This is a genomic window from Streptomyces sp. ERV7 (assembly GCF_001653515.1).
In the GTDB taxonomy this organism is placed as follows: Bacteria; Actinomycetota; Actinomycetes; order Streptomycetales; family Streptomycetaceae; genus Streptomyces.
Genome location: NZ_LYOY01000077.1, coordinates 1 through 12,767, shown reverse-complemented (window position 1 = coordinate 12,767; position 12,767 = coordinate 1). Strand labels below are relative to the sequence as shown.

The following is a 12,767-nucleotide window of genomic DNA, read 5'->3' as shown; positions in this document are numbered from 1 at the left end:
GCCGTACCCCCAGACCCCGCCCACGCCTCCGCCCGCGCCATCGGGCAACGGCGGCCAGGGCCCCTTCCACCGCAGGCCGATGGTGATCGTGGCCGCCGCGGTCGCGGGCCTCCTGGTCATCGGCGGGGGCGTGTACCTCGCCTCCGGCGACGACGGCAAGTCCGCCAAACCCACCGCGTCGGCAGGCGAGAGCGCCACGCCCTCCGCGTCCGCCTCCGCCGACCTCGGAGACGGCACGGGCAGCGGCAACGGCGGTGCGAGCGGCGGCGACGGGTTCAACGACGGGATCAAGGCGGGCGAGGCACGTATCTGGGTGCGCGAGAACACGACCCAGCTGACCTCGGCGGGCGGCCAGCAGCTCGGCCCGTGGCGGCTCGGCGACATCGTGGCCAGGACCATGTACAAGGAGGTCACCGGGCACGCGGTGGGTGATGGCGCGCTGAAGTGGAGCGTGGCGCTGGAGACGCCCGTGTGCGGCGCCGCGCGCACGCCGACCGCGGAGGGCAAGCTGGTCGTCGCCACTCTGGAGAACAACACCGCACGCGCCCATTGCAAGTACCTCCAGCAGATCGATGTGGCCAGCGGCAAGGTGGGCTGGAAGATCGAGGTGCCGCAGGAGAACGAGTTCGACACCACCAACGAGTTCCGGGTCGCGGTCACCGGCAACACCGTCGCCGTCAACCACAGCGCCTACGCGAGCGGTTTCTCGGCCGTCGACGGCAAGAGGCTCTTCGGCACGTGGAAGACCCTCGGGTGCAGCCCCTACAGCGTCGGCGGCGGCACCCGGCTGATCGGCGTGGGCCTGTGCTCGGGCACCGGCGGCTCCACCAGGCAGCAGCAGCTGATCGAGGAACTCGACCCGGCCACCGGCAAGTCGAAGTGGAACTACAAGTACGCGCCGGGCTGGACCATCGGGCGGGTCCTCGCCACGGAGCCGCTGGTCGTCGCCGCGCACAACAGCGACACCAAGACGTGGAACATCACGACGTTCGCGCCGGACGGCAAGGTCCGCTGGCAGGTCGAGCCGAAGTTCAAGGTCACCGGCGCCTGCGACGGTTTCGGCGACGGCAGCGGCGACCTCCACGCCTGCACCTTCGCCGCGTCCGACGCGGCCACCCTCTACCTGGGCACCGCGGGCTCGGGCGGGGCGGTGCTCGGCGAGCCGGAGACCAACGAGGTCGTCGCCGTCGATCTGGGCACCGGCAAGGAGAAGTGGCGTACGAAGGAGCCGCACGGCCGCGCCATGCGGCCGCTGGCGGTCGAGGGCGGCAAGGCCGTGGTGTATGTCCAGCCGGGCCAGGGACCGAACGACTCCGCCGCGGTCGCCACCATCGCGGCCACCGGCGGCGCCCCCCAGATCGTGCTGCAGACCCCCGCGGCGGCGGCGGCCACCGAACGCGGTTTCTTCCTCAGCCCCCGGATGGTCTGGTCCGGCGGCCGGTTCTTCCTGCTCAACGGCCGGGTCATGAGCCCGACGGCCCAGCGGAAGGACCGCACGCTCCTGTCCTTCGGCAAGTGACGACACGGCCGACCGGACGGTGACGGGCCTCGCCGGGTACCCGGCGAGGCCCGTACACGCAGCTCACGGCGCTGGGTCGGGCGTCTGCCACTGGGCCATCTGCTCGCGGAACTTCGGGCATCTGACGATGTCCTCCTCGCTGCACTTGAGGGCGTGGTTCAGCAGCTGGTGGGCGTGGCCGAGATCGACCATGCGCTGCTCGATCTCGCTGATCTTGGCGCGGATCATCGCCTCCCTGTGCGGCTGCTCCCGCTGGAACTCGCTGATCTCGACCAGGGTCAGCCCGGCCTGCTGGCACTTGCGCAGCACCGTGATGCGCTCGGCGGCCTCCGGCGGATAACGCCGCTGCCCGCTCTCGCGTTCGGGCGCGGGCAGCAGGCCATGGCGCTCCCAGTACCGGATGGCCGAGGCGGGCACTCCGGTGATCTCGGCGAGTCGGCCGATCGTCATCCGCACGTTTCCGCTCCCTGCGCTCCTCGTCGGTCCCGGCATTTGACTTGAACCTTAGTTCAAGTTGAAGAGTGGTCGGCACGTGGACAGCGGCGAACGAGCGGCCGCTGGCAGCACACTTGGAGTGCCGGTATGAGCGATACGTATGTGGTGAAAGAGCGGGCCGACCAGCTGGTGGAGGCCGCGGAGAAGCTCTTCGCGGCCGGGGTGATGTCCCACTCCGGGCACGCCAACCTGAGCGCCCGGCTCGACGGCGAACGCCTTCTGCTGACGCCGGGGTTCGTCCACGGGCTGCGGCCCGAGGACCTGGCGACCGTCAGCTTCGACGGGCACGTCCTCGAAGGCGAACTGCAGTCCGTCAGCTCCGAGATCATCGCCATGCACAGCGCCGTGTACAGGGCCCGCCCCCACGTCGGCGCGATCATCCACACCCACTCGCCCTCCGCGACCGCCTTCGCGGTGGCCCACCGGCCGCTGCCCTGCCGCACCGAGCCGATGCTGCGCTTCGGACAGGCCGAGGAGGTTCCGGTGGTTCCCTGGGGGCCCCGCGGATCGGATGTGTCGGTGCGCGGCATCGCCGACGTCCTGGAACAGCGCCCGACGACGGCCGCGGCCCTGCTGGCCAACCACGGCCTGTTGGTGTTCGGCCCGGATGCGGCGGCCACCGCCCACCTCGTGGTGGCGATCGAGGAGAGCGCCGAGGCCGAGATCGCCGCGGCGGCGATCGGCGGCGCCGTGGACTTCCCCCCGGGCGCCCAGGAGGCCGTACGCGCCGCGATCGCGCGGGTCGCGTCATGACGGACGAGACCCTGGCCTCCCGTACGGAGGCCGTACGCGACCGGTACCGCGCCACCCTCGGCGCCGTGCCCGGCGGTGTGGAGGAGCGGCTGCGCCTGGCCCAGGAGTTCGGGCGGCTGCCCACCGAAGAGGCGATCGCGGCGCTGCGCCACATCGTGCTGACCGACAACCCGCTGGGCGGGCGTGTGCAGCAGCTCGTCCACTTCGGGCAGCTGCTGGCTCTCGGCCGGGCACACCCGGCCCGGATCCACGCCCAGGGCGCACTCCACGCCGGAGCCACGATCGCCGAGCTCATCGGTGTCGCGGAGACCGCGCTCATCACCGCGGGCGTGCCGGCGTACGCACTCGGCACCGAGATCGTCGCCGAACTCCTGCCGCCGGAGGACGGCGGCGACAACGGCGACGGCGGTGACGAAGTGTGACCGAAGGGCGCGTCACTCCGGGCGTCTGCCCGGCGAGGTCGTACATCTCCCGTGACGTCAGGCCAGTACGCACGTGACGTGCAGCGTCAGATCGAGGTACCGTCCCGCCAGCCCCCGGGCAGCGGTCACCGCGAAGTCGGTGCGGTCGACCCGGGCGGTGGCGCGGACGGTGAACGAGGCCGTACCTATCTCCGCGTGCACGACCGTGAGGGTCGCGGGGCGGGAGATCCCGCACGCGGTGAGGGTGCCGGAGACGGCGGTGGTGTCCACCCGCTCGGCGGTGAAGGTGATCAGCGGGTGCCGGTCGGTGTCCAGGAACCGTGCCGAGCGTACGTCGGTGTCCCGCCGGTCGTTGTCCGTGCTGAAGCTCGCCGCCTCGATCTCGACGCGCACCCGTGACTCGGACAGCGGCTCGGCCACGTCGACCGTGCCGGTGCCGATCGCGAAGGTGCCGCGTACGGGCAGCAGGCCGAAGAGGTGACGGCTGGTGAAGGTGAGGGACGAACGGTCCGTGCTGATCGTGTAGTGACCGAGCCGGGGAGCCGTCGTGGTGGGTTCGTCTGTCGCGTCCATGGCCTCATTCCACGGCAGCGCGACAGCGGTCCGGCAGGGCGGGCGGTCGGCTCCCGGAGCGACGAACGGCTGGTCGTCGCGGGTGGCATACGACTTTCGTAGGGTCCCCACGTGTCGGAAGCAGGGTGTGTTCCGGGCGCGGCAGGGGCGGCTGCACGCATGCCCTACCGTAAGCGCCATGACTGACGGACCGTGCGACCGTCGGCGCCGGGTGGCCGTGGACGTGGCGATCGCGGTCGCCGCCGTCCTGCTCGACACCGGCGCCACGTTGACCGGCCTCAGCTGGTGGCCGGACCACCCGGGCGCCCTCGCCTGGGTCATGCTGGGCGTGCAGGCGCTCGCCTGCGCCTCGCTGGCCTTCCGCCGCGTGTCCCCGCACGCCGTCGTCGGCGTGCTCGGCGCGTTCACGCTCGCCCTGACACTGCTGATCTCACCCGTCGGCGCGCTGACGCCCGCCGGCGGCACCAACGTATGGGCGCCCTTCGCGACCGTGGTGGCCGCCTATGGTCCCTTCTTCTGCGGGACGAACCGCCGCACCGCGTTCCTCGTACTCGCCGTCTTCACCCTCGTCATCATGCGGCCCTGGGAGCCGTCGGCCGGCGTCATGACGATCGGGCTGCTGCGCACCGCGGTGGGGCCGCTGCTGGCCCTGTACTTCGACGCCCGGCGGCGGATGGTCCTGGCCCTGGTCGAGCGGGCCGAACGGGCCGAGCGCGAACGCCACCTGCTCGCCGAACAGGCCCGCGCCGAGGAGCGCGCCCGGCTCGCCGGGGAGATGCACGACGTCGTCACCCACCGGGTGAGCCTGATGGTGCTGCAGGCCGGAGCGCTGCGGGTGACGGCACGGGACGAGCCGACCCGGCAGGCGGCGGAGGAACTGCGCGCCGCGGGCTGCCAGGCCCTGGAAGAGCTGCGCGACCTGGTCGGCATCCTGGGCACCGCGCCCGAGGGCGACAGCACGCCCTCGGTGGCCGCCTTCGCCGATCTGGTCGCCGAGTCCGTCGCGGTCGGCACACCCACCGAGCTGATCGAGGACGGCGACCCGGCCCTCGCCTCCCCGGTGGTCGGCCGCACCGCCTACCGCGTGCTGCGCGAGGCGCTGACCAACGTACGCAAGCACGCGCCCGGCGCGCGGGTGACCGTGCGGGCGCGGTACGAGGAGACACGGGTGCGCATCACCGTCCACAACACGGCCCCGACCGGCAGCCCCCGCAGCGCCCTCGCGGCCACGGGCTCCGGTCTGGGCATCGCGCATCTGCGCCGGCGCATCGAACTCGTCCAGGGCACCCTGCGCGCCGGGCCCAGCCCCGACGGCGGGTTCAGCGTCGAGGCGACGCTGCCCGCGTACGTCCCGACCGCGGAACCGGTGGTACGGGCGTGATACGCGTAGTGGTGGTCGACGACGAGCCCATGGTGTGCGTGTTCCTGCGCACCATTCTCGACTCGGCCGAGGACCTGGAGGTAGTCGACCAGGCCTACGACGGCGCGTCCGGCGTCGAGGCCGTCCGGCGCGGCCGCCCGGACGTCGTTCTGATGGACCTGCGCATGCCGGGTATGGACGGGCTGACGGCCATCGAGCACATCACCAAGTTCGCGCGGCCACCGCACATCGTGGTGCTGACGACGTTCGACGCCGACCAGTACGTGCTGCGGGCGCTGCGGGCCGGGGCGTCCGGCTTCCTGGTCAAGTCGACCCCGCCGGAGGAGCTGATCGGGCTCGTACGGACGGCCGCCCAGGGGCACACCGTCCTCTCGCCCTCCGCCGCCCGCCGGCTCATCGCCGCCTCCACGGACAGCCTCTCGGCCCGCGACCGCGCCCGCGACCTGGTCGCCTCGCTCACCGACCGCGAGGTCGAGGTCCTGACCGGCCTCGGCGAGGGCCTCTCGAACGCGCAGATCGCGGCCCGTCTGTTCCTCTCCGAGGCCACGATCAAGGGCTATGTGTCGCGCATGCTGGACAAACTCGACTGCGCCAACCGCACCCAGGCGGGCCTGCTCGCGCACGACGCGGGGATCGTGGGCCCGTAGCGACCCGGACCCTGTCCGCGCCTGTTCCGGGCATCCCTGGCTACCGCTCCTCCACGTACTCCCCGTCGACCACCGAGAACTCCTCCAACCGCGCGGCGACATCCGTCAGATAGCCGACGAAGTCGCTCGCGATGGGCCCGCTCGGCCCGACTTCGTGATCCATGTCGATCACCTGGCCGACCTTCCCCTCGGGCCCCGGCGCCAGGTCCAGGACCGAGCCGTTTCCCGCGCCGTCGGCGTCGACGGAGACCCACCCCGTGTTCCACCAGCCCGCCTTGAGCGCCTTGCCACCCGAGTGGAAGTCCTTGAGGTCGTCGAAGGTGCCGTCGGCCAGGAGGTCCCGCCACACGGCGGTTTCGCTCAGGATGCCGTCACAGGACAACAGCCTGCCCTTGGGCCAGCCTCCGTCGGCAGAGCCGTCGTGCCTCCGCAGGGAGGCCTTCACCTCCTCGGGGAGCTGGAGGCCGAGCGTCGACTCGACCGAGGCGATCTGCTCGTCGGTGGCCGGCGGCAGGATCAGATGCGCGGCGCCCTGGGCCGCGTACCACCGCTCGATGTCTTCCCAAACCGCCGCGACAGCGGTCACCTTCGCGCTCACCGTGTAACCCTCTCCTGGCTGTCTCCGCCGTCGTCCCCCATGTTCCAGAGCCTAGAGGGTCAGCGGTAGTACGGCTCGACCACGGCCCGTACCTCCTCCAGCAGCGCGGGGCCGTCCTGCGGTACGGGCGGCCGGCCGCTGGACGGCCTGATGTCCAGGAGCTGGTCGTCGGAGAGGGCGAACACCACCCTGCGCAGGCCCGCCTGTTGGATGACGGTCCGGCACATCTCGCACGGCTGGCAGCTGGTGTACATCGTGGTGTGCGCGGCGGTGGCCGCGTCCAGCTCCCGCGCGGCCCACTTCCCCAGTTTCAGCTCCGGGTGTGCGGTGATGTCCTTGTCGGTGAGGGTGGTGTTGTACGCCTCCGCCAACACCGTCCCGTCCGGGCCCGCCAGCAGGGAGCCGAAGGGCGGGTTGCCGTGCGCGCGTGCCTCGGCCGCGAGGGCGATGGCGCGGCGGAGGAGGGTGTGGTCGTCGGGGTGGGTCATGGTTGTTCCGTTCCGGTGTGGGGTTGGTCGAGGTGTGCGGCCACCGTGGCGAGCGCCTGCCAACCCCGCTGCGGGTGGCAGGTCTGGCGCGGGTCGCCGTCGTACGGGTCCAGGACGACGGTTTCGGCACCCAGCAGGCGGAGTTGATCGAGGTCGTCCATGATCTGGTCGATCGTTCCCTCGCCCGCGAGTCGTTGCTCCCCGCTGACGGGTGCGGAGGTGAGGCTGAGGGCGATCCTGGGGGCCAGGGCGGGGGTGGGGAGCCGCTGTTCGTCCGCGTACTCCCTCAGCCGGGCGGCCGCGTCGCGCAGCCACGGCATCGTGTTGCGCAGGGGATGCCAGGCGTCCCCGAGCCGGACGGCGCGGCGCAGCCCCGCGTCGCTGTTGCCGCCGACCCACACGGGGATCTTCCCGTCTCCGTAGGACGCGGTGTCCTTCCAGGCCTCCCGGATGTCCCGCAGAACGGTGTCGGTCAGGCGGCCACGTTGCTCGAACGCGACGCCGAGCGCGGCGAACTCCTGACGGGCCCAGCCCACTCCCACCCCGAGCACCAGCCGGCCACCGCTCAGCTCCTGCAGGTTGGCCGCCATCCGCGCGGTGAGCAGGGGGTGGCGGTAGGGAGCGATGAGGACCGTCGTGCCCAGCCGGACGCGGGTGGTGAGACCGGCCAGCCAGGACAAGGTGGTGAAAGGGTCGTAGAAGGGTGCGGGATAGCGCTCGGCGACGTCGGGCGTGCCGGCCACGTGGTCCGAGACCATCAGCAGGTCGAAGCCCAGGCCCTCCACGGTCTGGGCCCAGCTGCGCAGGATGCCCGGGTCGGTGCCGGGGCCGAAATTGGGGACGTTCACTCCGATCTTCACGACGGTGAGCCTAGCCAGGGCGCATCGGCCGTCTGAAGGGATTCCCGCCTGTTCAGGGGCGGTTCAGCCGTGGATTCGCCGGTAATCTGGGCGGATGACCGAGAGTCTTGACGCGACGGACTGGGCGATCCTGACCGAACTCCAGCAGGACGGACGGATCGCGTTCACGGAACTGGCACGGCGGGTGAACCTGAGCGCGTCGGCGACGAAGGAGCGGGTGCGGCGCCTGGAGGCGACCGGGGTGATCACCGGGTACCGGGCGGAGGTGGATCTGGAGCGGACCGGCTATGGGGTGCTGGCGGTGGTGAGACTGAAATACCCCGGCCCGGGCACCCGGCACGAGCCGTTGCGCCGGCTGCTGGCGGAGCGCTCGGAAGTGCTGGAGTGCCTGCGGACGACCGGGGACGACTGCTACGTAATGAAGGTGGCGACGACGTCGATGGCCCACCTGGAGGAACTGGTCGACACCCTGGCGCAGTTCGGCAGCACGACCACCAACCTCGTCCTGAGCCGGCCGCTGCCGTTTCGGGGGCCGGGGGTGCCTCCCGGGGATGCCGGGGCGCTCTGAGAGCCCTGGCCGTGCTCGGGGAGTCACCGGCACCGCTACGGACAGTGTCGTCCTGCTCGGCATCGACCGGATCGACCGGATCAACCGCACGACCGGCGGACGGGTCCAGACCGCCCCCGTTTGAACGTGTTCAACTCCTGCTCTACTCTCAGTGCAACGGAGAAGGGGAACGCGATGAAGGTAGTCATTCCCGGCGGAACCGGACAGGTCGGTGCTGTGCTGGACCGCGCTCTGACCGCCGCCGGACATGAGGTGGTCATCGTCACCAGACGGCCCGCGCACGAGCGCGAAGTCTATTGGGACGGTGAGAGTACGGGGCCGTGGACCGAGGAGATCGACGGCAGCGACGTGGTGATCAACCTGGCCGGCCGCAGTGTCAGCTGCCGCTACACCCCGGACAACCTGCAGGCCATGATGGACTCGCGCGTGCGCTCGACACAGGCCGTGGGCCGCGCGATCGAGGCCGCCGCCCGGCCTCCCCGGCTCTGGTTGCAGATGAGTACCGCCACGGTCTACGCCCACCGCTACGACGCACCGCACGACGAAGCCACCGGCGTGATCGGCGGCGCCGAAGCGGGCGTCCCGGGGTACTGGGGCTACAGCGTCGAGATCGCCAAGGCCTGGGAGCAGGCGCAGCAGGAGGCCGACACCCCGCACACGCGCAAGGTCGCCCTGCGTTCCGCCATGGTGATGAGCCCTGACCGGGGCGGTGTCTTCGACGTGATGTCGTGGATGGTGCGGTTCGGCCTCGGCGGGCCCGTGGCGGGTGGTGCGCAGTACGTGTCGTGGATCCACGAGGACGACTTCGTCAGGGCCGTCCAGTTCCTGGTCGAGCGCGACGGCATCTCCGGCCCGGTCAACCTCGCCGCCCCCGCCCCGCTTCCGCACCGCGCCTTCATGCGTGGCCTGCGCGCCGCCTGGCGGGTCCCGGTGGGGCTGCCCGCCACCAAGGGCATGGCCGAACTCGGCGCGTTCGTCCTGCGCTCGGACACCGAGCTCCTCCTCAAGAGCCGTCGCGTCGTCCCCGGCCGCCTCCTCGACGCGGGCTTCACCTTCGACCACGGCGAGTGGCCGGACGCCGCCCGCGACCTCGCCGAGCGTCGGCGGGAGGGCCGCAAGGGTGTCAGGGGGCGGAATCCGCGTCCGGTCCGGTCGAGTGGGCGCTGAAGGTTGCGGCGGAGGCCGCGGCGGTGCCGCCGGTAGCCGGCCGGGGGGTCCTGGTGTCCTCGATGAGGGGTTTGACGACAAGGAGTTGTACGGCCGCGAGGGCCAGGCCGAGCATCGCGGTGGCGGCCCACAGGGTCGTGACGCCGGTGCGTTCGAGCAGCTGGGTGGCGGTGACGGGGGCGGCGGTGGTGGCGATGCCCCAGCTGATGCCGTACGCGGCGAGGTAGCGGTCGCTGGTGCCGGGCGGGGCCAGGTCGGCCACGACGCTGATGGCCCGGCCCAGGATGATCACGTCGCCCAGGCTCCAGACGGCGGTCGCGATCAGGAACGCGGGCAGGCTGTGCGCGAAGGCGTAGCCGGCCAGACCGGTCGCCAGCAGGAGGTAGCCGACGGTGAGGGCCGCCGGGGCGGGAAGCGCGGTGAGGCGGCGCAGCCGCAGGGCGGGCTGGGCCGCGATGACGGTCACGGCCGAGGTGGTGAACAGCAGCCCGGCGTCGGCGGCCTCGTGGCCGCGCCGCTCCAGGGTGAGCGGCAGGGCCATGACGATCTGCATGGAGACGAGTGCGAACGCGGTGCCGGACGCGAACATCGCCCACAGCGCACGGTCGCGCCAGGGGCGGGCCGGTACACCGGGATCGCGGTGGTGGCCGGCCGGTGGGCGAGGGCGGTCGGCGGGCAGCGCGAGGTGCAGGGTCAGCGCGCACGCCAGACAGGTGAGCGCGTCGGCGACGAACAGCCAGCGCAGGTCGTAGCGGCCCAGACCGGCCGCGATGAGGCCGGCGCCCGTGCCGCCGGCCGCGAGCGCCGCGTTGAGCAGGCCGTACGCGCGTACCCGCTCGGCGGCGGGGACGGTGTCGGCGATGATCGCCTGGCTCGGCGGTTCGTAGAGCTCGAAGGCCAGGCCGAGCAGGATCGCGAAGAAGGCCACCGCGGCCAGGGAGTCGGCGGCGGCGATGCCCAGTTGGGCGAGGGCGCAGCCGGTGAGCCCGACGACGATGGTGCGGCGGCGCCCGAGGCGCGCCGCCAAATGGCCCCCGGCGAGCCGGGACGGGATCGTGGCGAGGCCGAAGGCCGCCGAGAGCAGGCCCGCCGTGGTGGTGCTCGCGCCGAAGTCGGTGCTGATCAGGACCGTCAGGAAGGGCAGGGAGAAGGCGCCCAGCCGGTTGATCGCCCGGGCTGCCACCAGCAGCCATACGGTCCGCGGCATGGCCGCCACCCCCACGTAACTGTCGAATCGAGTAATGTCAGTCACTGACGTCGATGACGCTAACCATCGAAGGAGTGACTGGTCAAGTGATGTTCGACAGTCACGTCGCGGTGCTGCTCGACCAAGCCGTATCGCTCGTGAACACGTTGACCGACGGACAGGCGCGCGGCCGCCCCTACAGCGCGCCGCGAGGAGCAGAGCTGGCGGACGCGATCGACGCCGCCGTTCCGCGCACCGCGGCCTCGCTTCCGCGCGCCATTGACGCCGAACAGGCCGCCTATCTGACCGGTGCGGCTCAGCGCATGCGCGACGTCTTCCAGGCCATGCAGGACGGCAGGGAGGACGCCGCCGCCGAGACCGTCAACGCCCTGCTGCGCGACACCGCTGCCCGGCCCCGGCTGGACCGGGTCGGGGCCGAGCCCTGGCAGATGCACTTCCACGGCCCGGACGACTCGTTCGCGGCGGGCAGCAGCGCCAGCTGTGCCACCGCGCTCGCCCTGGCGGTGGGCGGCGGCCTCGCCGGCCGACTGGGCGTGTGCCGGGCCGAGCGCTGCGACCGCGTGTACGTCGACACCTCCCGCAACGCCGCCCGTCAGTTCTGTTCCACCGCCTGCCAGAACCGCACCAAAGCCGCGGCCTTCCGCGCCCGTAAGGAGGGCGGCGGCTGACACCGCGCCGTTTCCGTGACCGTGTCGGCCCTCGTCACTTCTCCAGCAGCGGACGCAGCTGGGCGTGAGCCCACGCGCTGAGCGGGGTGGGGGTGGTGGTGAGCAGGTCGCGGGGCTGCTCGGGTACCAGGCCGCGCGATCCGGCGGTCATACCGACCATGCCCTCCACCGCCGACGGAGGCAGCCCGGCGGCGCGCAGCGCGTCCCGCGTCGCGTCGTCGCTGACGGGGTGGAGCCGGATCGGGTGCCCGAGCGCCGCGCTGAGGATCCGCGCGACCTCGTGGAAGGAGAGGTCTTCCGGCCCGTGCACGGCCTGCACCACCCGGCCGTGCCAGGTGTCGTTCAGCAGCCGTGCCGCGACCACGTCGCCGATGTCGCGCGGATCGGCCCAGGGCATCGGGTGGCCGGGATCGAAGGCGGTGGTCAGGACCCCCTGGGCGAGTCCTTCGAGGTCGAACAGGAGGTTGGTGAAGAAGTACGCGCAGCGCAGATGCAGGACGTCCGCTCCGGTGGCGTCGAGTTGTTCCTCGATCCCGGCCAGGGCGTCGATGTGCCCGACCCCGTGCCGCTTCTCCGCGCCGATGCTGCTCAGGAACACCACTCGGCCCACCTCGCCCGCCCGCGCGGCCTCGATCAACGGCGCGGCGGTCCGCAGCGAGGTCTCGATCGGGTCGGCCGTGGTGTGGGGTGTGGGATCCACCCAGAAGACGGTCCGTACCCCCGCCACCGCCTCGCGGACGAACGCGGCGTCGGTCAGGTCGCCCTGGCGCACATCGACCCGCGAGCGGGTCTCTTCCTCCAGGCGGGCCGGGTCGCGGACCAGGAGGCGGGGGCGGACGCCGGCCTGAAGCAGCAGTCGCACCACGCGTGATCCCACGTGTCCGGTTGGTGTGGTCACCGCGATGGTCATCGGGTGTCCCTTCGTGGACTCCACTGGCCCTTCGCACTCTAGGGCCTCGCGTGTACGCAGTCGCTTCGGAGGGCGAACCGGCTTTGACGCGCTTGATGCCGTGCCGCGCGGTCAACTGGTGAATGGGGCGTGGGGGTTTGGTGCCTGATCCACCGTCCGCGACTGTTCCCCGTAACTAGCTTCGTCATGCATGTAGTCTCGGGATGGATCAATCGTCTCGTGTTTGGAGGAACTACCCATGACGAAGGTCCCGTTCGTGGCCATGTCCGTCGCACTCGCGGCACTCGGAACCGTGCTCGGTTTCCTCACGTTCCAGCTGCGCGCGAACGGTTACGAGCCGTACGTCGAATCCGTAGCCACCTTCAGCGTCCTGATGTACGTCACCGCGGCTCTGGTCATGGTGACTTGGGTCCGGGACGGCCGGCCGCGCTCGAACTGAGCCGTACGCGGACAAGCGCCGATGCCCCGGCTCGCAGCGGTGCCGCCCCATCCCCGTCACACGCCGTCCGCC

16 protein-coding genes are annotated in these 12,767 nt (G+C 71.7%); 9 read left to right on the top strand and 7 right to left on the bottom strand.

Features of this window, described 5'->3' with window-relative positions:
- Nucleotides 1–1,519: PQQ-binding-like beta-propeller repeat protein (locus tag A8W25_RS30405; RefSeq protein ID WP_234386659.1), on the top strand; the 1,519-nt coding region annotated here is incomplete at its 5' end.
- A gap of 63 nt (nucleotides 1,520–1,582) precedes the next feature.
- On the opposite strand, the gene A8W25_RS30400 is transcribed toward A8W25_RS30405, so the two are convergent.
- On the bottom strand, nucleotides 1,583–1,969 hold the full coding sequence (locus A8W25_RS30400) for a MerR family transcriptional regulator (protein ID WP_199831875.1): 387 nt from the start codon (nucleotides 1,967–1,969) through the stop codon (nucleotides 1,583–1,585).
- Nucleotides 1,970–2,101: 132 nt separating this feature from the next.
- Between A8W25_RS30400 and A8W25_RS30395 the strand changes: the two genes are divergently transcribed.
- Complete coding sequence (locus A8W25_RS30395) at nucleotides 2,102–2,767, top strand: class II aldolase/adducin family protein (protein WP_067167642.1); 666 nt, start codon at nucleotides 2,102–2,104, stop codon at nucleotides 2,765–2,767.
- Entirely contained in the window at nucleotides 2,764–3,189 is a 426-nt protein-coding gene (locus A8W25_RS30390; protein ID WP_067167640.1) for a carboxymuconolactone decarboxylase family protein, read from the top strand. The genes A8W25_RS30395 and A8W25_RS30390 overlap by 4 nt, the downstream gene beginning before the upstream one ends.
- Nucleotides 3,190–3,246: 57 nt before the next feature.
- On the opposite strand, the gene A8W25_RS30385 is transcribed toward A8W25_RS30390, so the two are convergent.
- The gene (locus tag A8W25_RS30385; protein ID WP_067167639.1) at nucleotides 3,247–3,762 is read right to left on the bottom strand and encodes a YceI family protein; all 516 of its coding nucleotides are present in this window, start codon (nucleotides 3,760–3,762) and stop codon (nucleotides 3,247–3,249) included.
- A gap of 178 nt (nucleotides 3,763–3,940) precedes the next feature.
- On the opposite strand from A8W25_RS30385, the gene A8W25_RS30380 reads away from it, so the two are divergent.
- Both A8W25_RS30380 and A8W25_RS30375 read left to right on the top strand, forming a co-directional pair.
- On the top strand, nucleotides 3,941–5,143 hold the full coding sequence (locus A8W25_RS30380) for a sensor histidine kinase (RefSeq protein WP_067167637.1): 1,203 nt from the start codon (nucleotides 3,941–3,943) through the stop codon (nucleotides 5,141–5,143).
- Nucleotides 5,140–5,790 (top strand): response regulator transcription factor, encoded by a 651-nt coding sequence (locus tag A8W25_RS30375; RefSeq protein WP_067167635.1) that lies wholly within the window; start codon nucleotides 5,140–5,142, stop codon nucleotides 5,788–5,790. The genes A8W25_RS30380 and A8W25_RS30375 overlap by 4 nt, the downstream gene beginning before the upstream one ends.
- Before the next feature lie 40 nt (nucleotides 5,791–5,830).
- Here A8W25_RS30375 and A8W25_RS30370 read toward each other — a convergent pair whose 3' ends face one another.
- From A8W25_RS30370 to A8W25_RS30360, 3 genes are read right to left on the bottom strand one after another with little or no spacing between them, the layout of a single operon-like run.
- Complete coding sequence (locus tag A8W25_RS30370; RefSeq protein ID WP_199831874.1) at nucleotides 5,831–6,388, bottom strand: SMI1/KNR4 family protein; 558 nt, start codon at nucleotides 6,386–6,388, stop codon at nucleotides 5,831–5,833.
- A gap of 59 nt (nucleotides 6,389–6,447) precedes the next feature.
- Entirely contained in the window at nucleotides 6,448–6,876 is a 429-nt protein-coding gene (locus A8W25_RS30365) for a nucleoside deaminase (RefSeq protein ID WP_067167634.1), read from the bottom strand.
- A complete protein-coding gene (locus tag A8W25_RS30360; RefSeq protein ID WP_067167632.1) occupies nucleotides 6,873–7,736 on the bottom strand; it encodes a TIGR03619 family F420-dependent LLM class oxidoreductase in 864 nt (287 codons plus the stop codon). The genes A8W25_RS30365 and A8W25_RS30360 overlap by 4 nt, the downstream gene beginning before the upstream one ends.
- A 94-nt stretch (nucleotides 7,737–7,830) precedes the next feature.
- On the opposite strand from A8W25_RS30360, the gene A8W25_RS30355 reads away from it, so the two are divergent.
- Both A8W25_RS30355 and A8W25_RS30350 read left to right on the top strand, forming a co-directional pair.
- Nucleotides 7,831–8,304: an Lrp/AsnC family transcriptional regulator gene (locus A8W25_RS30355; RefSeq protein WP_067167631.1), complete on the top strand. Its 474-nt coding sequence runs from the start codon at nucleotides 7,831–7,833 to the stop codon at nucleotides 8,302–8,304.
- 174 nt (nucleotides 8,305–8,478) lie between these two features.
- Complete coding sequence (locus A8W25_RS30350; RefSeq protein ID WP_067167629.1) at nucleotides 8,479–9,471, top strand: TIGR01777 family oxidoreductase; 993 nt, start codon at nucleotides 8,479–8,481, stop codon at nucleotides 9,469–9,471.
- On the opposite strand, the gene A8W25_RS30345 is transcribed toward A8W25_RS30350, so the two are convergent.
- Nucleotides 9,428–10,678: an MFS transporter gene (locus A8W25_RS30345; RefSeq protein WP_079126534.1), complete on the bottom strand. Its 1,251-nt coding sequence runs from the start codon at nucleotides 10,676–10,678 to the stop codon at nucleotides 9,428–9,430. The two genes, A8W25_RS30350 and A8W25_RS30345, sit on opposite strands and share 44 nt — an antisense overlap.
- A gap of 89 nt (nucleotides 10,679–10,767) precedes the next feature.
- Between A8W25_RS30345 and A8W25_RS30340 the strand changes: the two genes are divergently transcribed.
- Nucleotides 10,768–11,346: a CGNR zinc finger domain-containing protein gene (locus A8W25_RS30340; RefSeq protein WP_067167628.1), complete on the top strand. Its 579-nt coding sequence runs from the start codon at nucleotides 10,768–10,770 to the stop codon at nucleotides 11,344–11,346.
- 34 nt (nucleotides 11,347–11,380) lie between these two features.
- Here A8W25_RS30340 and A8W25_RS30335 read toward each other — a convergent pair whose 3' ends face one another.
- Nucleotides 11,381–12,256 (bottom strand): NAD(P)H-binding protein, encoded by an 876-nt coding sequence (locus A8W25_RS30335; RefSeq protein ID WP_067167626.1) that lies wholly within the window; start codon nucleotides 12,254–12,256, stop codon nucleotides 11,381–11,383.
- 238 nt (nucleotides 12,257–12,494) lie between these two features.
- On the opposite strand from A8W25_RS30335, the gene A8W25_RS30330 reads away from it, so the two are divergent.
- Nucleotides 12,495–12,695, top strand: a complete 201-nt coding sequence (locus tag A8W25_RS30330; protein ID WP_067167624.1) for an SCO3870 family protein — start codon at nucleotides 12,495–12,497, stop codon at nucleotides 12,693–12,695.
- Nucleotides 12,696–12,767 lie beyond the last annotated feature (72 nt).

Excerpts from the sequence above, each read along its gene's own strand:
- A8W25_RS30385 (WP_067167639.1), bottom strand. The coding sequence starts at position 3,762 with ATGGACGCGACAGACGAACCCACCACGACGGCTCCCCGGCTCGGTCAC.
- A8W25_RS30365 (WP_067167634.1), bottom strand. The coding sequence starts at position 6,876 with ATGACCCACCCCGACGACCACACCCTCCTCCGCCGCGCCATCGCCCTC.
- A8W25_RS30330 (WP_067167624.1), top strand. The coding sequence starts at position 12,495 with ATGACGAAGGTCCCGTTCGTGGCCATGTCCGTCGCACTCGCGGCACTC.
- A8W25_RS30380 (WP_067167637.1), top strand. The coding sequence starts at position 3,941 with ATGACTGACGGACCGTGCGACCGTCGGCGCCGGGTGGCCGTGGACGTG.
- A8W25_RS30390 (WP_067167640.1), top strand. The coding sequence starts at position 2,764 with ATGACGGACGAGACCCTGGCCTCCCGTACGGAGGCCGTACGCGACCGG.
- A8W25_RS30395 (WP_067167642.1), top strand. The coding sequence starts at position 2,102 with ATGAGCGATACGTATGTGGTGAAAGAGCGGGCCGACCAGCTGGTGGAG.
- A8W25_RS30400 (WP_199831875.1), bottom strand. The coding sequence starts at position 1,969 with ATGACGATCGGCCGACTCGCCGAGATCACCGGAGTGCCCGCCTCGGCC.
- A8W25_RS30335 (WP_067167626.1), bottom strand. The coding sequence starts at position 12,256 with ATGACCATCGCGGTGACCACACCAACCGGACACGTGGGATCACGCGTG.
- A8W25_RS30345 (WP_079126534.1), bottom strand. The coding sequence starts at position 10,678 with ATGCCGCGGACCGTATGGCTGCTGGTGGCAGCCCGGGCGATCAACCGG.
- A8W25_RS30355 (WP_067167631.1), top strand. The coding sequence starts at position 7,831 with ATGACCGAGAGTCTTGACGCGACGGACTGGGCGATCCTGACCGAACTC.
- A8W25_RS30340 (WP_067167628.1), top strand. The coding sequence starts at position 10,768 with ATGTTCGACAGTCACGTCGCGGTGCTGCTCGACCAAGCCGTATCGCTC.
- A8W25_RS30350 (WP_067167629.1), top strand. The coding sequence starts at position 8,479 with ATGAAGGTAGTCATTCCCGGCGGAACCGGACAGGTCGGTGCTGTGCTG.